The sequence below is a fragment of the Nocardia sp. NPDC004568 genome, assembly GCF_040609955.1.
In the GTDB taxonomy this organism is placed as follows: Bacteria; Actinomycetota; Actinomycetes; order Mycobacteriales; family Mycobacteriaceae; genus Nocardia.
On the sequence record NZ_JBEXLL010000034.1, the window covers coordinates 16,345 to 38,286 of the forward strand.

Genomic DNA, 21,942 nt, shown 5'->3' on the forward strand with positions numbered 1-21,942 from the left:
GGCCTCCGGCATTCCTCCTCACCCGCGCCGCCGACCCGTTCCGCCAGGACCAGGCTTGCCCGGCCCGGGTGGATGGGCGTGGGCGGACCCGGGCCGTGCCGGAGTCCGAGGTGGACAGAAGTCGTGACCGATCCCTACCGCGAGGTTCCGTCCACCCGCGCCGATCCGCGCCACGGAAGCGGGCTGGACAGAGATCGTGCCCCGATCAGTGGCGTATGCGGCGCGTGGCCTGTGCCCGGTACCGGGCACAGCTGTTTATGATGCTCCGCGAGTACTGCTCACCGACTCATCGGCGAATCTCGGGTGCGGTACGGCTAGTGGCTTCGGCGGTAATCGCCCTGGAAATCGGGTTCGCGTGCGCGATCCGGATTTCGTGACAGTCGGCGGTGTCCGAGTTCGTGTGAATTTTTCGATCCGAACATGATGACTGGAGCACGATGAACCGCAAGTATTCATCCATTGTGGCCACGCTCGCCGCGGTGATATCGGCCGTCACCGGCGCTGCCTCCACTGGCGATACCGCGGCGTGGGCAGCGCCGGGAGAAATCACTTCCGGTGGGCTGCGTGTGGTGGCGTCCGCGAATTCCAGTACTTCCGAGCCGTCCGGTGACACGGCCATGGGGGTGCCCTTCGCGCACACGGTCAAGGTATCCGGGGATTTCTCGGTGGCCGCCGACGGCGGCGCACCGCTGCGCGGCGGTGAAGTCGTCGCCGGCTATCTGCTCGGCTGCGCCGTCGACATCGCGAACGGTATCTCGGTCGCCATCTCGCCGAGTGTCGCCGTCGCCACCGAGGTCGCGCCCGAGGTGGGGGTCGATCTCGGAGTCGATCTCGGCCTCGGGGCGGTGGAACCGCCCACGGTCGAGCCGGGCCCCGAGCCGGGCGCACCACCAATGGTCGATCCCGGCCTCGACGTGTTGACACCGCCCGAGGTCGGCGTCAGTGCCGGTGTGGGTGCCGCCCTGGCACAGGCCTTCGGTGTAGAGAACGGCCTCGCCGGGGAGCTCGCCGTCAATTTGGCGCCGGGCAGGGTGACGACGGCCGTCGTGGGCGCGGCGGAGCTCGACGAGGAGTCGACCTTCCCGTACACCTTCGCGCACAGCAATACCCCGTTGCAGGTCAACGGCTGTCTGTCCCCGGCCTCGGCCATGCCGTTCGTCACCGTCCGCGCCGATACCCCCGGCGGCACCGTGCAGACGACGGGTTACGGCACCTCGTTCACGTTCTGACCGGATCCCGGGCAGCGGCCGTCGCGTGCGCTGCCGGGGCTCCGGGTGCCACCGGCGCTCGGGAAGCGCGCCCGGTACGGGACACAGTGGCCGTACGAGGATCGCGCGGGCCGACTCCGGTTCGCTGCCGTCGCCGCGCCGCCGGGGACTCGATGCCGGTTCTCCGGTACAGCGGCTGTGGTGAAGGTCACCCGCCCTTGTCGGCGCTGGACCACTCCCGCCGACCGGCCGCTGCCCGGCGCCGAAAGTCGCCGCGCGGGCCTGCTGTCCTCCTCGCCGAGGTAGGGCCGGATGTGGGGGGCCGGACGGAAGAGCGCCCCGGACCTCGAAACCTCCGAATCCGCGCCGGGAAGCACCGCTTCGGCGGTGGAGGAGCGGCTGGTACCTCGTGTCCCGGCGCCGCGCGGTCGGTGATCGATGTGGCTCGACGGGCTGTGTCACCGGCGGCGCGGCGGCTGTCCGGTCACCGGCGCGCGGCGCCGCTTTCCGGGTTGCCCGCTGGTGACCAGGGAGAACGGTACTCGGCGGTAGGCGAAACGGCGGGCGAATATGGTTGCCATCTTCCCGCGGAGTCTTTATTCTCGACCCCGTGCAAATTCCTGCCGCCGGCCTGTGTGCCGCGCCGATGTTCGCAGATCGCGACGGTGCGGTGCTCCTCTCGCGTACCGCGGAGTCGGCTCGTCGGCTACTTGCCGTAGTAGTAACCCGCCGTAGCGGGGTCTGATTCGGACCGGCCCCCTCGCTGCGGGCCCCCCTTCTCTGCTTTTGCTGGTCCCCCAAACCTGCCGACCATCTCTGGGAAGACCTACGTGCTCATGACCACACTGACTCTGGAAAACGACGCCCTGACCACGGCCGCCCCGCGCAGCCTGCGTACCGAATGCGCGGAACTGACGGCCGACCAATTCCACGACCGTTACGGCGAATGCGCCGGTCCGATCCGGCTCGCGGCCTGGTCGTCCACCGGTGCGCGCGGTGGCGCCTTCACCGCGACCCTCGAATTCGCGGGCTGGTCCCGTTCGGTCGTGGCGGCGGGCAGCCCCGTCGCCGCCATGACCTCGGCCCTCTACGACGCCGGCTATCCGGTCGAGATCCTGCGGTTCCATCAGCGCCGCACCGCGGCGGGGACCGCGACCTTCGTGCAATGTGAATGCGACGGCCGCCGCGGCTGGGGCGCCGCCCTCGCCGCCGACGGCGCGGAATCCTCGGTGCGGGCGATGATCGCCAGCGTGAACCGGTTGGGGGCGCTGCGCTAGCGGTCTACCGGCCGCCCGGCACGACCACGCGACGGCGGGCTCCACACCATCCCCGGAAAGTGTGGAGCCCGCCGTCGTTCGTCGATTCTATTCGGCGGCTTCGCCGTTGGCCGCCTGCTGCTCGGCGAGTTGCTTACGGACCTCGTCCATATCGAGAGCCTTCACCTGGGAGACCAGATCCTCGAGCGCCGCGGGCGGCAGCGCCCCGGGCTGCGCGAAAACGAGCACACCCTCACGGAAGGCCATGATGGTCGGGATGGACTGGATATTGGCGGCCGCGGCCAGGCCCTGTTCGGCCTCGGTGTCGACCTTGCCGTGCACGACATCGGGATGCTTCTCCGACGACGCATCGTAGGTCGGGGCAAAGCTGCGGCACGGTCCGCACCAGGAAGCCCAGAAATCGACGAGTACGACGTCGTTACTGGTGACTACGTCATCGAAATTCTGCTGCGTCAGTGTCTGGGTGGCCATGACGTCCTCTCGTGGTCGGTATTCAGGCTGTAACGCCGGCCCCGGCCGCGGTGTTCCACGGCGGTGTCGTACGCCACCGGCCCCCACCCTACGTGCCGGGGTCCCGGAGCGCGCTGGGCTCCGTTCAGCCGTGTTCGGCGACCGACCACGCGCGCCGCTGGTCGCCGTCCCAGCGCCGGATGCCCACCACGGTCGCGGTGGTGTCCCGGTCGGCCGCGACGGTGGCCACCGCGTCACCGATCCGCATCGGCAGGATCCGCCGCGCCAGCGTGACATGCGGTGTCCACTGGTTCGGGCGCAGGTTCGCCGGGATGTCAGGACATGGCTCGACCACCTGGTGGATGCGGCGATGCCAGGCCAGCAGTTGTTCGGACGGGACCACCGCCCGCACCAGGATCGGCCGCCGCGCCCCGAACACCAGCACTCCGCCGAGACGCACCGGGAAGGGCCGGAACGGCAACCGGTCGAGGTCCTGTTCGATCCGCGGCCAGATCTGCCGGGCCACCGCCACGGTGATGTGCGGTCGGTGGCTTTCGGTGTCGCCGTCGCGTCTGCCCTGCCCCAACCCGGGTAGTCCGGCTTCGGCGAGCAGTTCCCACTGCCGCCGGATACGTTGCTCGGCCGCCTCGTCGAGCAGTAATTCCACCGACTGCACCATGATCTGCAGACGGTAGCGGGTCGCGCGCCGGAGTACGGGCGGTAGCTCCGCGGCCGCCGCGCCCGAAGATCAATCTTGGGTTACTCGGGGTGTGCCGCGGGCCGCGGTCGCCTACTGTGCCTGACAAGGTCGACGAGCGGCCGGAGGCCGACGATTCTTCGCGAGCGGCAGGTGGTGGCGGTGGTGGTTCGATCCGGTGCCCGGATGCGGCGCGTGGTGTGTGGGCTGGCCGGAATCGCGCTGCTGGCCGGGTGCGTGACCAATGTCGAGGACACCGGGCCGGTCCCGCCCAAGATCGCGGTGCAGCCGGTGGACGCGCTGGCCGCGCGGGTGCCGGCCGATATCGCCGCCGCCGGTGAGGTGGTGGTCGGGGTCAATGTGCCGTATCAGCCGAACGAGTACCGCGACCGCCACGGTGCGATCGTCGGTTTCGATGTGGATCTGATGGACGCGGTCACCGCGGTGCTCGGTCTGCGGGCCCGCTATACCGAATCGGCGTTCGAGAAGATCATTCCCGCTGTACAGGCCGGTACCTACGATATCGGTATGTCCTCGATCACCGATTCGGTGGAGCGGGAGGAGCAGGTCGATTTCGTGACCTATTTCAGCGCGGGAGTGCAATGGGCCCAGCGCACCGGACGGCACGTCGATCCGGCGAACGCCTGCGGTCGGCGCGTCGCGGTCCAGGCGACAACGGTGGAGCACATCGAGGAGGTCCCGGCCAAGAGCGAAGCGTGTGTCGCCGCGGGCCGGGACCCGATCATCATCGACGCGTTCGACGAACAGAGCGCGGTCACCAATGCGCTGGTACTCGGGCAGGTCGACGCCATGTCCGCGGATTCCCCGGTCACCGCGTACGCGATCAAACAGACCGGCGGCAAGATCGAACCGGCCGGTCCGGTCTTCGATTCGGCGCCCTACGGGTGGGCCGTCGCCAAGGGATCGCCGCTCGCGCCCGTGCTGCGCGACGCGGTGCAGCACCTGATGGACACCGGGCAGTACCGGCAGATCACCGAGAACTGGGGTGTCCAGGAGGGCGCGCTGCGCACCTCCGTGATCAACGGCGCGAGGGAGCCGACGTGATGACCGCCGATTCGAGTGGGGCCGCCGGCGCGGCCGCCGAGCCCGAACCCATCGCCGCCGTCCCGTTGCGGCGGCCCGGCCGCTGGGTGGCCGCCGTGGTGATCCTGGCGCTCGCCGGATTGTTCGTCTACGGCGCGGCCACCAATCCCGCATACCGCTGGGACGTGTACTGGCAGTACCTCCGCGATACCCGGATCGCGGCGGGGGCGGTGGTCACTCTGGAGCTCACCGTGCTGGCGATGGTCATCGCGGTCGTCCTCGGTACCACGCTGGCGGTGATGCGGCTGTCGCCGAACCCGGTGCTGCGGGCGAGCGCCTGGGTCTACCTGTGGGTGTTCCGCGGCACCCCGGTGTACGTGCAACTGGTCTTCTGGGGATTGGTCCCGTCGCTGTACCGGAACGTCGCGTTCGGCGTGCCCTTCGGCCCGCGCCTGTTCGAGGTCGATGTGCAGAGTTTGCAGGCCGGGTTCGCGTTCGCGGTGATCGGACTGGGGCTCAACGAGGCCGCGTACATGGCCGAGATCGTCCGGGCCGGTATCAACTCGGTCGGGGAAGGCCAGCGCGAAGCGTCCATCGCACTCGGAATGTCCTGGTCGCAGACCATGCGGCGGACGGTGCTGCCGCAGGCCATGCGGGTGATCATCCCGCCGACCGGCAACGAACTCATCAGCATGCTGAAGACCACGGCGCTGGTCACCGCCATACCGCTCAGTACCGATCTGTTCGGCCGGGCCCGCGATATCTACGGGGTGAACTTCCTGCCCATTCCGCTGCTGCTCGTCACCGCCACCTGGTACCTGGCGATCACCAGCGTGCTGATGGTCGGCCAGTACTACCTGGAGAAACACTATTCGCGGGGCATCTCCCGGCAACTGACCGCGAAACAACTCCAGGAGCTGGCCGACGCGCGCGGAGAGGTAGCGGCGAAATGAGTGCGCCGGAACCGATGGTTCGCGCCGACCGGGTCTGCAAGAGCTTCGGGGCGCTGCGGGTGCTCGAGGGCATCTCGCTCGAGGTGCGGCACGGTGAGGTGCTGTGCCTGATCGGTCCTTCGGGATCGGGAAAATCCACCTTCCTGCGGTGTATCAACCATCTGGAACAGGTCGACGCGGGTCGCTTGTACGTGGACGGGGAACTGGTCGGCTACCGGGAGAAAGGCGGCAAGCTCTACGAGCTGCACCCCCGCAACGCGGCTCGTCAGCGGCGCGAGATCGGTATGGTCTTCCAGCATTTCAACCTGTTCCCGCATCGCACCGTGCTCGCCAACGTCATCGAGGCGCCCATCCAGGTCAAAAAGGCACGCCGGGCCGACGCGGTGGCGCGGGCGAAGGACCTCCTGGACCGGGTCGGGCTGGCCGACAAGGCAGGCGCCTACCCGGCGCAACTGTCCGGTGGCCAGCAGCAGCGCGTGGCGATCGCCCGCGCGCTGGCGATGGAGCCGAAGCTCATGCTGTTCGACGAGCCGACCTCCGCACTGGACCCGGAGTTGGTCGGTGAAGTTCTCACGGTCATGCGCGAACTCGCGGCGTCGGGTATGACGATGATCGTGGTGACCCATGAGATGGGTTTCGCGCGTGAGGTGGCCGATCAACTGGTGTTCATGGACGGGGGAGTCGTGGTGGAGGCGGGGCCGCCCGGCGATCTGCTGACGAACCCGGCGCACGACCGCACCAAGGCGTTCCTGTCCCGGTTGCTGTAGCCGGTCCGCTGGGCCGGGTCCGGCGTCCGCGCCTATCGGAAGTGGACCCGGGCGGTGACCTGCTCGGTGAATTCGCTGGTCGAGGCCAGGCCGCCCAGATCGGCCGTGGCGATACCGGCGGCGAAGGTCGCCGCGACCGCGTGTTCGATCCGCTCCGCGGCCCGGGCGAGTACCGGCCGGCCGTGCCGATCGGCCAGCCAGCGCAGCAGCATGGCGGCGGACAGGTGCAGGGCCACCGGATCGGCGCGATTGCGGCCGGCCAGATCGGGGGCCGCGCCGTGGACGGCCTGCGCCATCGCCCGGTCGGCCGAACAGTTCAAGGAGGCGGCCGTACCCAGTGACCCGCCGAGCTGCGCCGCCAGGTCGGACAGGATATCGCCGAAAAGGTTCTCGGTGACCAGGACATCGAAATCGCCGGGCGACCGGACCAGATGCGCGGCGGCCGCGTCGACGTGCTCGTCCGTCACCGTCACACCGGGGTATCCGCGTGCCACGGCATAGCAGGCGTCGCGGAACAATCCCATGGTGAGCGGCAGCACATTCGCTTTGTGCACGATGGCCACCCGGCCGCGCCGGGTGGCCGCCAGCCGGAAGGCCTCGTGCGCGATCCGTTCGGATGCCGCCCGGGTCACCAGGCCGACCGACAGCGCGATATCCGGGGTGGGGCAGAACTCTCCGGAGCCGACCGCCATATTGCGGTCGGCGTAGAAACCCTCGCTGTTCTCCCGGACCACCACCAGGTCGATATCCGGTGCGACCGCCGCGACACCGGGAAACGCCTTCACCGGACGGATATTGGCGTGCAGGCCGAAATGGCGCCGGATCGCACCGCCGGGCGCGATGCGGTGCTCCGGCGGGTAGGCGGCGTTGTCGTGCGGCCCGAGGATCCAGCCGTCGGTGTCGCGCAGACCGGTCAGGGTGGAGTCCGGGAGAGCGGTGCCGAATTCGTCGATGGCCGAGCGACCCATCGGCAACGGAACCCAGTCGATCTCGGCCGCGCCCGCGGCGGAAAGTGCCTCGTCCACCACTCGGCGCGCCGAGCCCACCACCTCGGGCCCGATCCCGTCGCCCTCGATCACGCCGAGGCGTAGTCGCCGTTCGCCCTGTGCCGTCCGGTCCATCCGCACATGGTCGCAGGCGACCGGCGGAGGCCGGCCGCGGGGCCGGGCGGTCCGGCATCCGTCTCGTGCCCCACCGCCCCTACGGTCGCATGCTATCTTAGTGATATCACTTTGATAGATGGAGGATGTCATGACATTCCGGAACGCCGCGCGGGTCAACGGGTTCGTCGTGCTACTGATCTGGCTGGTGCTCACCATCGCGCTGGCCGCGGTGGCGATAGCGGGATTCGCGGCATTCGCGCAGCATCGGAACGCCGCGGCACTGGCGGGAGCGATCGTGGCGTGCGTGCTGGGGGTGATCCTCCTGCTCGGCATCACCGGCCTGACGGTGGTGAACCCCAACGAGGCCAAGGTCGTTCAGTTCTTCGGCCGCTATATCGGCTCGGTGAGCGAACCCGGATTCTTCTCGGTCCTGCCGCTGACCGATCGCCGCAGTATCTCGCTGCGGGTCCGGAACTTCGAAACCCAGAAACTCAAGGTGAACGACGCCGACGGTAATCCCGTGGAGATCGCGGCGGTGGTCGTCTACAAGGTGGTCGACAGTTTCAAGGCCGCCTTCGCCGTCGACGACTACGAGGAGTACGTGGAAACCCAGTCCGAGGCCGCCGTCCGGCATCTGGCCACCACCCACCCCTACGACGCGCACGACGCCGGCCGCACCAGTCTGCGCGACGGCGCCGAGGTCGCCGAGGAGCTCACGGTGGAACTGCGCGACCGCACCGAAACCGCCGGGATCGAGGTGATCGAGGCGCGGATCACCCACCTCGCGTACGCGCCGGAGATCGCGCAGGCGATGCTGGTCCGCCAGCAGGCGGCGCAGGTGGTGGCCGCCCGGACGCAGATCGTCGAAGGAGCGGTGGGCATGGTCGGACTGGCGCTGAACCGGCTCACCGCCGAGGGCATGGTCGAACTGGACGAGGAACGCAAGGCCACCATGGTCTCGAATCTGCTGGTGGTGCTGTGCGGTGACCGGCCGACGCAGCCGGTGGTCAATGCGGGATCGCTGTACAACTGATGTCCGAACGCAAGAAGGTCCTGCTCCGGCTCGACCCCGCGGTCCACGACGCGATCGCCAAATGGGCGGCCGACGATCTGCGCAGCGTCAACGCGCAGATCGAATTCGCCCTCCGGCGCGCGCTGGAGCAGGCCGGGCGTTCGCCGCGGCGGTCGCGCCGCGACGAATCCTGATCGGACCGGGCTCCGGTTCCGTGGGCATCGGCTCCACGGACCCGGAGCTTTCTCCTGTCGCTTCCGTGCTCGACAGGGTCTCGCCATCGAGAGCCGGAGATGCGAGGTGTGGTTCAAGCTTTGTAGATGGTGTCGTTGGCCTTCACATAGTCGAGCCGTCTCAGGGCATGGTCGATGGCGTTATCGCTGAGCTGGAGATCCTCCAGTGCGCTGCCGAACTGCTCGCGGGTGATGGCCTGGGTGGGTTCCAGTACGGTCGAGGGGAATTCCTGACCGGCCCAGTTGCGAACGAAATCCGATTTGAAATCGGCGGGGCGGCTTCCACGGAGGTGGTCCGGAGACTCCGGGAATGTGAATCCCAGGTCGTACACGATCAAATCATCGGCGGGATGCTGGCTGGTAGTGCCGTTGTAGCGGGGACGATAGTTTCCGGGATGGCCGTCCGCGTTCGACGCCAGGAAGTGACCCATGGCGGCCTCCGCCTGCTGTTTTTTCGGATACCGGAACCAGTCCTTGCTCGCTTTCATCGGGACGTACAGCTGAGCCGCGCCCCTGCCGTACGGTCCGTTCACGAGGGCAGTGGGGGGCATGCGATGAGACCCCATCAACTCGAAGACGCGGTAACCGGCCACCTCTCTGATGCCCAGCTGACCCGGTACATGGGGCAGCCAGTTGAAGTCGAGATAGTTCTCGTCGATGAATGGTTTGTAGATATAGAGCACGCCATCCGTGTCACGAGTGACGAAGGTGCCGTTCACGCCGCTCCGCAAAGCGTTGGTGAGTTCATGGTCGACGACCAGGCGCCGCGAAGCCACATGCGCTTCGGCTGCGCTCGGTGTGTATGCCGGAAATCGGCCGCTGGGCAGTACCACGCCACGTGCTCCGGGCTGGGGCCGGGATTCCTGCAGAATCTCGGTCGCGAGGTTGGCGTCGTCGCGCTCGAGGCCTGCTGCTCGGCCCAGAACGGCGCTGACGCCGCGCTGGTAATCGGCGTGACGCCGTGCGATCTGTCCGGTCGCATTGGTCATTCGGAGAAGAACGTCGTCGACGACGCCGGTCCACGGCCCGAGCGCGCTCATAGTTGGCGGGGCGTCGGCAATGGGGGCGTGCCGGCGACGGAAGAACTCGTTGTCCGTCGCGGCTCTCCGGCCCGGCTCTCGTCGACGACCCGGGTGAAATTGATCGGGCGTGACCGCAGCACAGCGCGCAGGAATTCGGCGCCATCGGCCGGTGTGCACGTTCGCTGCCGGTCGGCGGTGGTGATCCCGTCACGAAACCACTGGCGAGCCAGCGGACATCCGCCGGGCTCGGCCAGTGTCAATTCGACAGTGCCGTTCGGTGCCACCCGAAACTCCGCCACCCGCTGGTAGTCGGCGGCCACCAGTTCGTATACCGCGACCACGGTCGGGTCCTGTTCGGCCATGTCACCTCTGCTGCCGTGCCCGGCCCACATCCCGCGCTGTCCTCGGAATATAGGCCGGAGGTGTATCGGAGGAAAGATCAGCTTCCGCTTCGACGGGCGGTACCCTTGTCGCCGGGGTCTTACTGCCGGTCGGGTTTATGGGTCACGAAGATGGCCGTGCCCGGGAACAGCTGCCCACGCAGGGGGCTCCACTGGCCCCATTCCCGGTCCAGCCATTCCGGCCAGTCCGGTTCGACGATATCGTCGAGTACCAATCCGGCTCCGACTATTTCCCGGACCCGGTCACCGATGGTGCGATGGTGTTCCACATAGGTGCACCGGCCCTCGCTGTCGATCTCGGTGTAGGGCGTGCGGTCGAAGTAGGGAATCACGGCTTCGAGGCCGTCCGGGCCGGGATCGTCGCGGAAGATCCACCGCATCGGATGGTTCACCGCGAAGACCCAGCGCCCGCCCGGCCGCAGCACCCGGGCGACCTCCCGCATCACCAGGGCGGAATCGGCGACGAAGGGGACCGCCCCGAAGGCCGAACAGGCCAGATCGAAGGATTCGTCCGCGAACGGCAGGGCTTCGGCGCCCGCCTGCACCAGCGGCACCCGCGGTCCGCCCCGGGCCATGGCGGCCAGCCCCCGTGACAGCATTCCCCGGGAGATATCGAGTCCGACCGGCCGGGCGCCCTGGCCGGCCAGCCAGCGGGCGCACGGTGCCGACCCGCAGCCGACCTCCAGGATTCGTTTGCCGGTGACCTCGCCGAGGAACCGCATATCGCCTTCGTGCAGGCCCTCGGGGCACCAGACGAATTCGCCGCCGATACTGTCGGCGCCCAGGAAATCCCCATGCGTATCGTGGTACTGGCCGGCGTCGGCGTCCCACCAACGCCGGTTGGCGCGTTCGCTCTCGGCCGAGCCGATCCGGAGGCGTGCCGCACCCGCGGTGCCCAGCAGTTCGGTGGCCTGAGCATGGCGATCTTGAACGAGGTCGTCGGACACGATTCGAAGCCTATAGATCCGCTGCGGGGGGTCGTTTGCCCGCCCGGTTCCGGGTCGCGTACGCTGAACGCGCAAGTGATCACACCTGGAGCCGCTGGGTGTATCGCAGCGTACCGAAAGTCTCAATGTCCGCAACCGATCACAATCCGTCCGGAGCAAACCGCCACATGCCCACCACCGTCACCTCGCCGCAGGTAGCCGTTAACGACATCGGCTCCGCCGAGGATTTCCTCGCCGCCATCGACGCCACGATCAAGTACTTCAACGACGGCGATATCGTCGAAGGAACCATCGTCAAAGTCGACCGCGACGAGGTCCTGCTCGACATCGGTTACAAGACCGAAGGCGTCATTCCGTCTCGCGAGCTCTCCATCAAACACGATGTCGACCCGAACGAGGTCGTTTCCGTGGGCGATGAGGTGGAGGCTCTTGTCCTCACCAAGGAGGACAAAGAGGGTCGCCTGATCCTGTCCAAGAAGCGGGCTCAGTACGAGCGCGCCTGGGGCACGATCGAGGAGCTCAAGGAGAAGGACGAGGCCGTTCGCGGCACCGTGATCGAGGTCGTCAAGGGCGGTCTGATCCTCGACATCGGTCTGCGCGGCTTCCTGCCCGCCTCGCTGGTCGAGATGCGCCGGGTCCGTGATCTGCAGCCGTATGTCGGCAAGGAGATCGAGGCCAAGATCATCGAGCTGGACAAGAACCGCAACAACGTGGTCCTGTCCCGCCGTGCCTGGCTGGAGCAGACCCAGTCCGAGGTGCGCAGCGAGTTCCTGCACCAGCTGCAGAAGGGCCAGGTCCGCAAGGGTGTGGTCTCCTCCATCGTCAACTTCGGCGCCTTCGTCGATCTCGGCGGTGTCGACGGTCTGGTGCACGTCTCCGAGCTGTCCTGGAAGCACATCGATCACCCGTCCGAGGTGGTCGAGGTGGGCAACGAGGTCACCGTCGAGGTCCTCGACGTCGACCTGGACCGCGAGCGCGTCTCGCTGTCGCTGAAGGCCACCCAGGAAGATCCGTGGCGGCAGTTCGCCCGTACCCACGCCATCGGCCAGATCGTGCCGGGCAAGGTCACCAAGCTGGTGCCGTTCGGCGCGTTCGTGCGCGTCGAGGAGGGCATCGAGGGCCTGGTGCACATCTCCGAGCTGGCCGAGCGCCACGTGGAGGTCCCGGACCAGGTCGTGGTCGTCGGCGACGACGCGATGGTCAAGGTCATCGACATCGACCTGGAGCGTCGCCGGATCTCGCTGAGCCTCAAGCAGGCCAACGAGGACTACAGCTCCGAGTTCGATCCGTCGAAGTACGGCATGGCCGACAGCTACGACGAGCAGGGCAACTACATCTTCCCCGAGGGCTTCGATCCCGAGACCAACGAATGGCTCGACGGCTTCGACAAGCAGCGTGAAGAGTGGGAAGGCCGCTACGCCGAGGCGGAGCGCCGGCACAAGATGCACACCGCGCAGATGGAGAAGATGGCGGCCGACGCCGCGGCCGAGGCCGCGGGCGGCGGTGGCGCGTCGAACTACTCCTCCGAGAGCGGCGCGCAGTCCAGCGCCAGCCAGCAGGAGTCGGCGGGCGGTTCGCTCGCCAGCGACGCCCAGCTCGCGGCTCTGCGGGAGAAGCTGTCCGGTAACGCCTGAGAAGGCGAATATCGGTAGCCGATAGCCGAACAGAAGACCCCGGTCCCTGGTGGACCGGGGTCTTCTGCGTCAGTACCCGAGAGTGAACCTGCGCTGGATGTACCGCGGAAGCTGCGCTTCGTCCAGTAACGCCACCGCGACGTCCTCGGCGGAGATGTCGCGGCCGCCGGTATCGAGCAATTGATCGCCCCCGATCCGGAAGCGGCCGGTCCGTTCCCCGGGGTCGATGCGGCCCGAGGACGGGCTGAGGTAGGTCCAGAGACGATTCGACGTGCGATAGATGTCCAGCGCGTCTCGCAACGCGGCGACGACTCGGTGGTACTCGCGGGGCACGCCGAGAGCGGTGGGAAGGTTGTCCGCGAAGCCCGGTTCGTCCACGAGTTGCCGGCCGGGGGCGACCTCGAGACTGCCCGCGCCACCGACCACGATTACCCGCGTGTGCGGATGCCGCGCCAGGGCCGCCACCATGGCCCGCGCGCCCGTCACGAAGTCGCCGGCGCGCGTGATCGTTTCCTCGATTCCGTGCCCGGCGTTGACCGCACTGATCACCACATCCAGCCCGGCGATCACGCCGGCGATGCTGTCCGTGTCGCGCCAGTCGGCCACCTGCCAGTCGACGCCGCCGCGCTCTTCCGGGAAGCGGGATTCCTCGGTGGTGAAAGCCCGTATCCGATGACCACGGCGTACGCCTTCGGCGACAGCGCGTGAGCCGATCACGCCGGTCGCGCCGAAAACTCCGATATGCATGCCCACTCCTGCTTCGTAGTGCTGTTGTTCATGCCGTGCATTTACTACACGGCGTTCAGTAACTGCACAGGGAACACTAGCTGCACTATGTAGAGTGTCAAGCGTGGCCGAGGTTGTGATGAGCCGCCGGGAGCGGTTACGTGCGGAGACCACCCGCGAGATCAAGGCGATCGCGCTACGGCTGCTCGCCGAGGGTGGCCCCGACGCGATCGCCTTACGGGCGATCGCCCGGGAAATGGGGATGACGGCGGGCGCTGTCTACGGTTACTACGCGACCCGTGACGACCTGATCTCCACCTTGATCGCCGACGTCTACACGGCTCTGGTCGATCGCCTCGAAGCAGCCCGGGACGCGATTCCCGAGGAAGACCACGGCGGCAGGATTGTGGCGTGGGGCGAAGCGGTACGTGGCTGGGCAGTGGAGCAGCCCGCGGAATTCCGGCTCGTCTACGGGGACCCGGTTCCTGGTTATCGACCACCTCCGGGCGGCCCGGCCGCGGCAGCGGAGCGGCGGGCCTGCACCGGATTGGTCGGCCTGGCTGCGGCCGTCTGGCCGCACCGTCGCGGCCGGGCAGCGGATGCCGACGTCGAATGGGCCGATTTCGGAACGCAGCTCACGGCGCACGTCCGAGCGGAATTTCCGGCGCTGCCGCCCGCCGGACTGGCCTTCGCGCTGCGCATGTGGGGCCGGATGCACGGCCTCATCGCGCTAGAGGTGTACGGCCATCTGCGGCCGCAGACAACCGATCCGGCCAAACTCTTCCGAGCCGAGATGGAGGAGCTGGTCGACGAATTGGGGCGCTAGGGCCCGGGACACAACAGTGGCCCGGTCCGAGGACCGGGCCACCGTTGTCCGTCGGGAACTAACCTGCCGGGACCGGGACCCAGCGCGGCCAGACGATCGACGGACGCGGGCGATGAGCGGCGAGACTGTGGCGAGGGGCGATGGTGAAGAGGCTGAGCCAGGGGCGGCGGTTCTTCGACAGATACGCCGCCACGGCCGGAATGGTGAGACAGTGCACCCGCCCCGGCGCCCCCAGCCGGTGCCGGCCTCTGCGGTAGTGCCTGATGCGCATGCTCGTTCCTTTGCTATCCGTAACAGAAGCGGTGAATCGGGGCGTGCACTCAGGCCGAACACTAACGCAGTTGCTGGCCTAATCAGGACATTTACGCCGTTCCGCCACGCCTGGGCGTGTCGAGCGGGTAATGCGCGAAACCTCGTCGCCCCACCGGCGCGAGCGGATGCGAGACTGAGCGAATGTTACGAATCGGCCTCACCGGCGGTATGGGAGCGGGCAAATCGACGGTCGCGCGAGCGCTCGTGGCGCGGGGTGCGGTGCTCATCGACTCCGATGTCATCGCGCGCGAGGTGGTCGCGGTCGGAACACCGGGGCTCGCCGCCCTGGTCGAGGCGTTCGGCCCGGATATTCTGGCCGCGGACGGCAGCCTGGATCGTCCGGCGCTGGCGGCCAGGGCGTTTCGCGACGACGAATCCCGCACCACCCTGAACTCCATCACCCATCCGCTGGTCGGGCAGCGCACGGCCGAGCTCTTCGCCGTCGCCGCACCGGACGCCATCGTGGTCCAGGACGTTCCACTGCTGGTGGAGAACCATATGGCACCCTTCATGAATCTGGTGCTGGTGGTGGACGTCGCCGCCGAGACCCGGATCCGCCGCCTGGTCGAATTCCGCGGCGTACCCGAGGACGATGCGCGGGCACGGATCGCGGCCCAGACGACCGACGAGCAGCGCCGGGCCGCCGCCGATGTGCTGCTGGACAACAACGGCCCGGCCGGAGCGGTCGAAGGTGCTGTGGCGCGGCTGTGGGACGAGCGATTGGTCCCGTTCGAGGCGAATATGCGTTCCGGTAGCGCGGTGCGGCCGGCGCCCCGGCTGGTGGACCCGGACCCCGAATGGGCCGCGCAGGCGCAGCGGCTGATCGCGCGGCTGCGGGTGGCCGCCGGTGCCGCCGCGGTGCGGATCGACCATATCGGTTCCACCGCGGTGCCCGGCCTGCCCGCGAAAGATGTCCTCGACTTGCAGATCACCGTGCCGGATCTCGCCGCGGCCGACGGGATCCGCGACGCGCTGGCCGCCGCCGGATTCCCGGCGATGCCGCAGCACACCCACGACAGTCCGAAGCCCGGGACCGAGACGGATCCGGGACGCTGGGAAAAACGCGTGCACGGCAGCGCCGATCCCGGACGGCCGGCGTATGTCCATCTACGGGTCGCCGGCGGGCCCGGGCAGGTGTTCGCGCTCGCCTTCCGCGACTGGCTGCGCGCCGAACCGCCGGCGCGGGCGGAATACGCCGAGGTGAAGCAGAAGGCGGCGGCCGCGGCCGGTGGGCTCAATGGAGACGAAGCGGTCGCCGCCTACCTGGCGGTCGAGGAACTCTGGTTCGACGCGGTGTACGAGCGGGTGCTCGCCTGGCGGGCCGCCCATCCGGAGTAGCGGCGGGCGGTATCGGGGCGGGTGCGCCCGCTGCGGGGGCGAGCGCCGGGCCGCGTCCGGAGCCGATGTGCGGTCCGGGGCGTCACAGCCAGGTGAGCGGCATATCCAGGGAGGCCGTCCAGGCCAGGAAATCGTGGTCGTGGGCGGCGATACCGTCGATCGCCCGGGTGGCCGTGGCGATCGCCCGCTCCGCGGCGCAGGCGTCGAGCAGACCCACGGTGTGGGCGGCGAGCAGTTCGTCGACGTCGAGGAGTTCGGTTTCCCGGCCCGTGCGGACCACCAGGTCGAGGTAGTGATCCACCGAGCGCCATTTCTTCGGCCCGACCTCGCCGAATTCGCCGATATCGAGGTAGTAGTCCTGGTCGCGCCGATGGGCCGGGTGGAAATGGAACACGGTCGCGCGCAGGTTCAACTCCGGGAGCAGCCACGACTCGATGTAATGGAACTGCGGGTGATCGGCCGTCCGCGCCATGTACAGCCCCCAGGGTTCGAGGTGATAGCGCTCCACCTCGCGGACGAAACCCTTCGGATCGGTGTTCGTCAGTTCCGCGATATCGAAGTACTCCACCTTCGGCCGGTGGACGTCCACGGTCGGTGCCTCGGTCACAGCCGTTGAATCTACCCACTGGGCCGCCGCCCGTCCTCCCGGCCCGGCCGCGGGGCGTGGGCTCCGGCACAGGTCGAGGGCGGGATTCTGTCGGTGTCCGCGCCTAGTCTTGGGGCATGGCATTCGCAACCGAACTCCGTGCGGCCGGCGTCAGCGGGACCGAGGCCGACGGGGAGACTCCGCTGGCCCGCTCGGAGTTCCGCCCGGTCGGTGAGATCGAACGCACCGGTGGGCGGTTCGAGGTGGTCAGCCCGCATCAGCCGGCCGGTGATCAGCCGGCCGCGATCGAGGAGCTGGAGCGCCGGATCACCGCGGGCGAGCCCGATGTGGTGCTGCTGGGCGCCACCGGTACCGGTAAATCGGCGACCACGGCGTGGCTCATCGAACGACTGCAGCGGCCGACCCTGGTGATGGCGCCGAACAAGACGCTGGCGGCGCAGCTGGCCAACGAACTGCGCGAAATGTTCCCGCACAACGCGGTGGAGTATTTCGTCTCCTATTACGACTACTACCAACCCGAGGCGTATATCGCCCAGACCGATACGTATATCGAGAAGGACAGCTCGATCAACGACGACGTCGAGCGGCTGCGCCATTCGGCGACCTCCGCGCTGCTGTCGCGCCGGGATGTGGTGGTGGTCGCGTCGGTGTCCTGTATCTACGGTCTGGGCACACCGCAGTCCTATCTGGACCGCTCCGTCCTGCTTGAGGTGGGCTCGGAGGTCGACCGCGACGCTTTCCTGCGAATGCTGGTGGACGTCCAGTACACCCGCAACGATATGTCCTTCACCCGGGGTTCGTTCCGGGTGCGCGGCGATACCGTCGAGATCATTCCCTCCTACGAGGAGCTGGCTGTCCGGATCGAATTCTTCGGCGACGAGATCGAGGAACTCTATTACCTGCACCCGCTCACCGGGGATGTCGTGCGCAAGGTGGATACGGTGCGTATCTTCCCGGCCACGCACTATGTGGCGGGACCGGAGCGGATGGAACGAGCCGTCGTCGCTATCGAGGCCGAACTCGAGGAACGCCTCGCCGAGCTCGAGCGCAAGGGCAAACTGCTCGAAGCGCAGCGCTTGCGGATGCGTACCCAGTACGACCTGGAAATGATCCGGCAGGTCGGATTCTGCTCCGGTATCGAGAACTATTCGCGTCATATCGACGGCCGGCCCGCCGGTTCGGCGCCGGCCACCCTGCTGGACTATTTCCCGGACGATTTCCTGCTGGTGATCGACGAATCCCATGTGACCGTGCCGCAGATCGGCGGGATGTACGAGGGGGATATGTCGCGGAAGCGCAACCTGGTGGAATACGGTTTCCGGTTGCCCTCGGCGGTGGACAATCGCCCGCTCACCTGGGAGGAGTTCGCCGAACGAATCGGACAGGCGGTGTATCTGTCGGCCACCCCGGGCGATTACGAGCTCGGCCGCACCGGCGGCGAGGTGGTGGAGCAGGTCATTCGTCCCACCGGCCTGGTCGATCCGAAGGTCGAGGTGAAGCCCACCAAAGGGCAGATCGACGATCTGGTGCACGAGATCCGGCTGCGGACCGAGCGCGACGAGCGGGTACTGGTCACGACGCTCACCAAGAAGATGGCCGAGGATCTCACCGACTATCTGCTCGGTCTCGGCGTGCGGGTGCGCTATCTGCACTCCGAGATCGACACCTTGCGCCGGGTGGAGCTGCTACGCCAGCTACGGCTGGGCGAATACGACGTGCTGGTCGGCATCAACCTGCTCCGCGAGGGCCTGGACCTGCCCGAGGTCTCGCTGGTCGCGATTCTGGACGCCGACAAGGAAGGCTTCCTGCGCAGTACGAAGAGCTTGATCCAGACCATCGGCCGGGCCGCGCGGAATGTGTCCGGTGAAGTGCACATGTACGCGGACAAGATCACCGATTCGATGCGCGACGCCATCGACGAGACCGAGCGCCGGCGCGCCAAACAGCTCGCCTACAACGCGGAAATGGGTATCGATCCGCAGCCGCTGCGTAAGAAGATCGCCGATATTCTCGATCAGGTCTATTCCGAGGCCGGTGACGAGGTGGAGGTCGGCGGTTCCGGCCGCAACGCCAGTCGCGGCCGCCGGGCACAGGGCGAACCCGGCCGGGCGGTGAGTGCGGGCATCGTGGAGGGGCGGGAAATCAAATCCATGCCGCGCGCCGAACTGGCCGATCTGGTCGCCGAACTCACCGATCAGATGATGAACGCGGCCCGCGAGCTGCAGTTCGAGCTCGCGGGCCGGCTGCGCGACGAAATCGCCGACCTGAAGAAGGAACTGCGCGGTATGGACGCGGCCGGATTGCAGTGACCGGATCCGGACCGCGCCGGCCACCGGGCTCAGGCCTGCGTGGCCATCCATTCGTTCACGCGGCGCTCGGCCTCCTCGCGGGAGACGTCCTCCACCCGGGTCATCACGACCCAGCGATGGCCGAAGGGATCCTTCAGGGCGCCGTACCGGTCGCCGGTGACGAAGGTGGCCGGGTCCTCGGCCACCTGGGCGCCGTGCTCGCGGGCGCGGGCGATCACCGCGTCGACATCGGGGCAGTAGTGGACCAGCGAGGTGTGCACCCAGTCGCCGCTGGGCGCCAGCACATTCTGATCCGGCACCGGCAGTCCCAGCTGGATGGTGGAATCGCCGATCTTCAGTTCGGCGTGGGCGGGCTGACCGTCGGGCATATCGTTGCGCGAGATCACCTCGGCGCCGAACACCGCGGTGTAGAAATCGATGGCGGCGTTGCCGTCGGAGACCGCGATGAACACAGTGATGGAGTGGTAGCCCGCGGGGATGGGATCGACTGTTTCGCTCATGCCCATGACTCTGCCGCGCCGGGGCCGTGGATTCTTGTAAGAAAGCGACAGCTCACGATGGAACTGCCCGGGCCCACCGGTAAACCCGGGCAGTGCCATCCGGTGGGCAGCGATCGCCCTCCGTTCCCGGCTGCTCGCGCCGGGTCGCGCCCGCGGAACGGAGCCGGGCACGAGATCCCACGCCCGGCCGCCCCGTACGCGGTGGCGAGCCGGTGCCGACGCACTCCTGGCTCGGTCCCGCCCGATTCGGCCACTGCGGGTACGGGTAGCCGCCCGTTCCCGTCGACCGGGGGCGCCGCCGGGCCGGCCGGCCTCGTGGTGCGAGGTCGCGTCCGGCCGGCGGTCGCCTTCCGGCCGCCGGAAGCCGGTGCCGATACATCCAGGCCCGGGTGTGGAAGGCCGAGCCCGTGACCGACGCCCGGATACCGGCGACCGAAGTACCTTCTCCCGGCGACCGCAAGGCGATCCTGCACCCGCACGAGCAGGAGCGTTACCGCACGCTGAACCGCCTGCCGGCGGGTGCCGCGGTATCGGACCATGTGGACTGGTATTGGTCGGTGCGCTGGGATATGCGCGACCGGCCGCCCTACTACGCGGAGGTGCTGCCGTACCCGTGTGTCCACATCACCTTCGAACGTGACGGCGACCGCCGCGGTGGTTTCGTCAACGGCGTCTGCACGAAGAAGTACGTCCGCGAACTGATCGGCCGTGGGGAGACCTTCGGTGTCCGGTTCCGGCCCGGCGGGTTCGGGGCGTTCACCGGCCTCGATGTCGGCGCATTCCGGGATCGCGCGGTACCGCTGGAGGAGGTACTGCCCGATACCGGTGACCTCGTCGACCGAGTGCTGGCCGAACCCGGCGATCCCGGCCGTCGGCGCCTGGTCGAGCACTATCTCGGCACCCGCGCGCGCCGGGACGACCCCCACTACCGCCTGGTGCTCACGATCGCCGCCGCGATGGCCGGCGACCCCGAACTCACCCGGGTCGACCAGGTCACCGAGCGATTCGGCGTACCGGTGCGCACACTCCAGCGGCTGTTCCGCCGCTATATCGGTGCGGGACCGAAATGGGTGCTGCGGCGATATCGATTACAGGACGGCGCCGATCTACTGGCCCGCGGTCGTATCGCGGATCTGGCGGCGCTGGCGGCCGAACTCGGTTATTTCGATCAGGCGCATTTCACCCGTGAGTTCACGGCCGAAGTCGGAATGGCTCCACTGGAATATGCCAAGAATTCGTTACGCTCGCGCGATGAGGTGACCTCCAAGGTCCTCCCGGCCTCATAATCGCCGGAGCGAATCTCGGGCGAAGCGGTACCGTCGGCGACTGATGAGGAGCTCTACATGGATGTCGTGGTGTTGATCGGCCGCGTGATGTTCGTCATTCTGTTCCTGAGTTCGGCGCTCGGGCATTTCACCCAGACGAAGGCCATGGCGGGTTATGCGCGGGCCAAGGGAGTGCCGGTGCCGGAGCTGGCGGTGCAGGGGTCGGGGCTGCTGATGCTGCTGGGCAGCATCAGCATCCTGTTCGGGATCTGGGCCGATCTGGGCGCCCTGCTGCTGTTGATCATGCTGGTCCCGACCATGATCATGATGCACGCTTTCTGGAAGGAGACCGAGGCCGAGGCAACCCAGGCGGAGACGATCCAGTTCAACAAGGACCTCGCCCTCGCCGGTGCCTGCCTGATGTTGTTCGCGTTTTTCGCGCATACCCAGGAATTGGGCCTGACGATTACCGGTCCGCTGTTCTCCCTCTGACCGCGCCCGAAATGGCGCCGCCGGGCCGGCGAGCACCGGCGCTGTGAGGAAAGTCCCACGGCGGCAACGACGTTCGCATTGCTTGTGACCTCTCACAGGTTTACTGGCGCCGGTGGGGAAAGTGCCAGGTAGACGCGGCGTTCATCGTTCCCCCGAGGCGAAATGTGAAACGTCACCGCAGTCGAACGCGTATGTGATGTACGACGAATCCGGATATTCGGGCCGGTATTCCGGCTATGGTCTACGCAGTCGCTGCGCCGTCGCCCGACATTCCACGAGCAACCGGTGCAGCCGCGTTTATACCCCGCACAGTTGGAGGAGAGAATGACCGCCTACCGGACCATTGTCGTCGGTACCGACGGCTCGGACTCGTCGTACGTCGCCGTGGAAAAGGCCGCGTCACTGGCCGGAGCCGCGGGCTCGACGTTGATCGTGGCCTGCGCCTACTACCCGACCGACGACCGTGACGTCGCCGCCGCGAGCGATATGCTCAAGGACGAGGCGTACCAGGTTCGTGGTTCGGCGCCCACCAACGAGATCCTGCGCACCGCGCGCGACAAGGCCAGTGCCGCCGGGGCCAAGGAGATCGTCGAGAAGGCCATTGTCGGCGAACCGGTCGAATCCCTGCTCGACCTGGTCAAAGAGACCCAGGCCGATCTGCTTGTGGTCGGTAACCGCGGCCTGAACACCCTGGCCGGTCGGCTGCTGGGCTCGGTGCCCTCCGATGTGGCGCGTAAATCGAAGTCCGATGTGCTGATCGTGCACACCGTGCGCTGATACCGCGAGCACGAATTACACGCCCCGCCCGGAACTCGGCTT

Annotated in this window: 26 protein-coding genes; 14 read left to right on the top strand and 12 right to left on the bottom strand. The window is 67.8% G+C overall.

From position 1 onward, the window contains the following. Positions 1 to 286 precede the first annotated feature (286 nt). Positions 287 to 619, bottom strand: coding sequence for a hypothetical protein (locus ABZV91_RS17010; RefSeq protein ID WP_355242061.1), 333 nt, complete (start codon positions 617 to 619; stop codon positions 287 to 289). Between ABZV91_RS17010 and ABZV91_RS17015 the strand changes: the two genes are divergently transcribed. Next, positions 618 to 1,229 carry an MspA family porin gene (locus tag ABZV91_RS17015; protein ID WP_355242064.1) on the top strand — a complete coding sequence of 204 codons (612 nt, stop codon included), beginning with the start codon at positions 618 to 620 and terminating at the stop codon, positions 1,227 to 1,229. The two genes, ABZV91_RS17010 and ABZV91_RS17015, sit on opposite strands and share 2 nt — an antisense overlap. Positions 1,230 to 1,666: 437 nt before the next feature. Here ABZV91_RS17015 and ABZV91_RS17020 read toward each other — a convergent pair whose 3' ends face one another. Further along, the gene (locus ABZV91_RS17020; protein ID WP_355242067.1) at positions 1,667 to 1,789 is read right to left on the bottom strand and encodes a hypothetical protein; all 123 of its coding nucleotides are present in this window, start codon (positions 1,787 to 1,789) and stop codon (positions 1,667 to 1,669) included. Positions 1,790 to 2,044: 255 nt separating this feature from the next. On the opposite strand from ABZV91_RS17020, the gene ABZV91_RS17025 reads away from it, so the two are divergent. Further along, positions 2,045 to 2,485 (top strand): 2-keto-3-deoxygluconate kinase, encoded by a 441-nt coding sequence (locus ABZV91_RS17025; RefSeq protein ID WP_355242070.1) that lies wholly within the window; start codon positions 2,045 to 2,047, stop codon positions 2,483 to 2,485. An 87-nt stretch (positions 2,486 to 2,572) separates the two neighbouring features. On the opposite strand, the gene trxA is transcribed toward ABZV91_RS17025, so the two are convergent. Together trxA and ABZV91_RS17035 are read right to left on the bottom strand one after the other, a co-directional pair. Continuing rightward, on the bottom strand, positions 2,573 to 2,956 hold the full coding sequence (gene trxA, locus ABZV91_RS17030; protein WP_063036407.1) for a thioredoxin: 384 nt from the start codon (positions 2,954 to 2,956) through the stop codon (positions 2,573 to 2,575). 124 nt (positions 2,957 to 3,080) lie between these two features. Beyond that, entirely contained in the window at positions 3,081 to 3,614 is a 534-nt protein-coding gene (locus ABZV91_RS17035; protein WP_355242074.1) for a 2'-5' RNA ligase family protein, read from the bottom strand. A gap of 204 nt (positions 3,615 to 3,818) precedes the next feature. Between ABZV91_RS17035 and ABZV91_RS17040 the strand changes: the two genes are divergently transcribed. From ABZV91_RS17040 to ABZV91_RS17050, 3 genes are read left to right on the top strand one after another with little or no spacing between them, the layout of a single operon-like run. Continuing rightward, positions 3,819 to 4,697: an ABC transporter substrate-binding protein gene (locus tag ABZV91_RS17040; protein ID WP_355242189.1), complete on the top strand. Its 879-nt coding sequence runs from the start codon at positions 3,819 to 3,821 to the stop codon at positions 4,695 to 4,697. Next, the gene (locus ABZV91_RS17045; RefSeq protein ID WP_355242077.1) at positions 4,697 to 5,629 is read left to right on the top strand and encodes an amino acid ABC transporter permease; all 933 of its coding nucleotides are present in this window, start codon (positions 4,697 to 4,699) and stop codon (positions 5,627 to 5,629) included. Before ABZV91_RS17040 ends, ABZV91_RS17045 begins: the two co-directional genes overlap by 1 nt. After that, on the top strand, positions 5,626 to 6,396 hold the full coding sequence (locus ABZV91_RS17050; RefSeq protein WP_355242080.1) for an amino acid ABC transporter ATP-binding protein: 771 nt from the start codon (positions 5,626 to 5,628) through the stop codon (positions 6,394 to 6,396). Before ABZV91_RS17045 ends, ABZV91_RS17050 begins: the two co-directional genes overlap by 4 nt. A gap of 32 nt (positions 6,397 to 6,428) precedes the next feature. Here the strand turns inward: ABZV91_RS17050 and ABZV91_RS17055 are convergent, their stop codons facing one another. Beyond that, positions 6,429 to 7,517: an isocitrate/isopropylmalate family dehydrogenase gene (locus ABZV91_RS17055; RefSeq protein ID WP_355242083.1), complete on the bottom strand. Its 1,089-nt coding sequence runs from the start codon at positions 7,515 to 7,517 to the stop codon at positions 6,429 to 6,431. Between the two features lie 130 nt (positions 7,518 to 7,647). On the opposite strand from ABZV91_RS17055, the gene ABZV91_RS17060 reads away from it, so the two are divergent. Both ABZV91_RS17060 and ABZV91_RS17065 read left to right on the top strand, forming a co-directional pair. Continuing rightward, complete coding sequence (locus ABZV91_RS17060) at positions 7,648 to 8,532, top strand: SPFH domain-containing protein (protein ID WP_355242086.1); 885 nt, start codon at positions 7,648 to 7,650, stop codon at positions 8,530 to 8,532. Beyond that, entirely contained in the window at positions 8,532 to 8,705 is a 174-nt protein-coding gene (locus tag ABZV91_RS17065; RefSeq protein ID WP_355242089.1) for a hypothetical protein, read from the top strand. The genes ABZV91_RS17060 and ABZV91_RS17065 overlap by 1 nt, the downstream gene beginning before the upstream one ends. Positions 8,706 to 8,818: 113 nt before the next feature. Here ABZV91_RS17065 and ABZV91_RS17070 read toward each other — a convergent pair whose 3' ends face one another. The 3 genes from ABZV91_RS17070 to ABZV91_RS17080 form a co-directional block, all read right to left on the bottom strand. Then, positions 8,819 to 9,784 (bottom strand): hypothetical protein, encoded by a 966-nt coding sequence (locus tag ABZV91_RS17070; RefSeq protein ID WP_355242091.1) that lies wholly within the window; start codon positions 9,782 to 9,784, stop codon positions 8,819 to 8,821. Beyond that, positions 9,781 to 10,128, bottom strand: a complete 348-nt coding sequence (locus ABZV91_RS17075; RefSeq protein WP_355242094.1) for a hypothetical protein — start codon at positions 10,126 to 10,128, stop codon at positions 9,781 to 9,783. The genes ABZV91_RS17070 and ABZV91_RS17075 overlap by 4 nt, the downstream gene beginning before the upstream one ends. A 119-nt stretch (positions 10,129 to 10,247) precedes the next feature. Continuing rightward, the gene (locus ABZV91_RS17080; protein WP_355242097.1) at positions 10,248 to 11,114 is read right to left on the bottom strand and encodes a class I SAM-dependent methyltransferase; all 867 of its coding nucleotides are present in this window, start codon (positions 11,112 to 11,114) and stop codon (positions 10,248 to 10,250) included. Between the two features lie 167 nt (positions 11,115 to 11,281). Between ABZV91_RS17080 and rpsA the strand changes: the two genes are divergently transcribed. Beyond that, positions 11,282 to 12,748, top strand: coding sequence for a 30S ribosomal protein S1 (rpsA, locus tag ABZV91_RS17085; protein WP_355242192.1), 1,467 nt, complete (start codon positions 11,282 to 11,284; stop codon positions 12,746 to 12,748). Positions 12,749 to 12,817: 69 nt separating this feature from the next. Here the strand turns inward: rpsA and ABZV91_RS17090 are convergent, their stop codons facing one another. After that, on the bottom strand, positions 12,818 to 13,495 hold the full coding sequence (locus ABZV91_RS17090; RefSeq protein ID WP_355242100.1) for an NAD(P)H-binding protein: 678 nt from the start codon (positions 13,493 to 13,495) through the stop codon (positions 12,818 to 12,820). A gap of 103 nt (positions 13,496 to 13,598) precedes the next feature. On the opposite strand from ABZV91_RS17090, the gene ABZV91_RS17095 reads away from it, so the two are divergent. After that, entirely contained in the window at positions 13,599 to 14,300 is a 702-nt protein-coding gene (locus ABZV91_RS17095; RefSeq protein WP_355242102.1) for a TetR/AcrR family transcriptional regulator, read from the top strand. A 58-nt stretch (positions 14,301 to 14,358) separates the two neighbouring features. Here ABZV91_RS17095 and ABZV91_RS17100 read toward each other — a convergent pair whose 3' ends face one another. After that, a complete protein-coding gene (locus ABZV91_RS17100; RefSeq protein WP_355242105.1) occupies positions 14,359 to 14,571 on the bottom strand; it encodes a hypothetical protein in 213 nt (70 codons plus the stop codon). A 182-nt stretch (positions 14,572 to 14,753) separates the two neighbouring features. On the opposite strand from ABZV91_RS17100, the gene coaE reads away from it, so the two are divergent. Further along, the gene (coaE, locus tag ABZV91_RS17105; protein ID WP_355242108.1) at positions 14,754 to 15,950 is read left to right on the top strand and encodes a dephospho-CoA kinase; all 1,197 of its coding nucleotides are present in this window, start codon (positions 14,754 to 14,756) and stop codon (positions 15,948 to 15,950) included. A gap of 82 nt (positions 15,951 to 16,032) precedes the next feature. On the opposite strand, the gene ABZV91_RS17110 is transcribed toward coaE, so the two are convergent. Next, positions 16,033 to 16,557: a DUF402 domain-containing protein gene (locus ABZV91_RS17110; protein ID WP_355242111.1), complete on the bottom strand. Its 525-nt coding sequence runs from the start codon at positions 16,555 to 16,557 to the stop codon at positions 16,033 to 16,035. Between the two features lie 116 nt (positions 16,558 to 16,673). Between ABZV91_RS17110 and uvrB the strand changes: the two genes are divergently transcribed. Next, positions 16,674 to 18,866, top strand: a complete 2,193-nt coding sequence (gene uvrB / locus ABZV91_RS17115; protein ID WP_355242114.1) for an excinuclease ABC subunit UvrB — start codon at positions 16,674 to 16,676, stop codon at positions 18,864 to 18,866. A gap of 29 nt (positions 18,867 to 18,895) precedes the next feature. Here uvrB and ABZV91_RS17120 read toward each other — a convergent pair whose 3' ends face one another. Next, complete coding sequence (locus tag ABZV91_RS17120; RefSeq protein WP_355242117.1) at positions 18,896 to 19,366, bottom strand: VOC family protein; 471 nt, start codon at positions 19,364 to 19,366, stop codon at positions 18,896 to 18,898. Positions 19,367 to 19,773: 407 nt separating this feature from the next. Between ABZV91_RS17120 and ABZV91_RS17125 the strand changes: the two genes are divergently transcribed. From ABZV91_RS17125 to ABZV91_RS17135, 3 genes are all read left to right on the top strand, one after another. Then, positions 19,774 to 20,652, top strand: coding sequence for a DUF6597 domain-containing transcriptional factor (locus ABZV91_RS17125; protein WP_355242119.1), 879 nt, complete (start codon positions 19,774 to 19,776; stop codon positions 20,650 to 20,652). A gap of 57 nt (positions 20,653 to 20,709) precedes the next feature. Further along, a complete protein-coding gene (locus ABZV91_RS17130) occupies positions 20,710 to 21,123 on the top strand; it encodes a DoxX family protein (protein WP_355242122.1) in 414 nt (137 codons plus the stop codon). A 324-nt stretch (positions 21,124 to 21,447) separates the two neighbouring features. After that, positions 21,448 to 21,900, top strand: a complete 453-nt coding sequence (locus tag ABZV91_RS17135) for a universal stress protein (protein WP_063061281.1) — start codon at positions 21,448 to 21,450, stop codon at positions 21,898 to 21,900. Positions 21,901 to 21,942 lie beyond the last annotated feature (42 nt).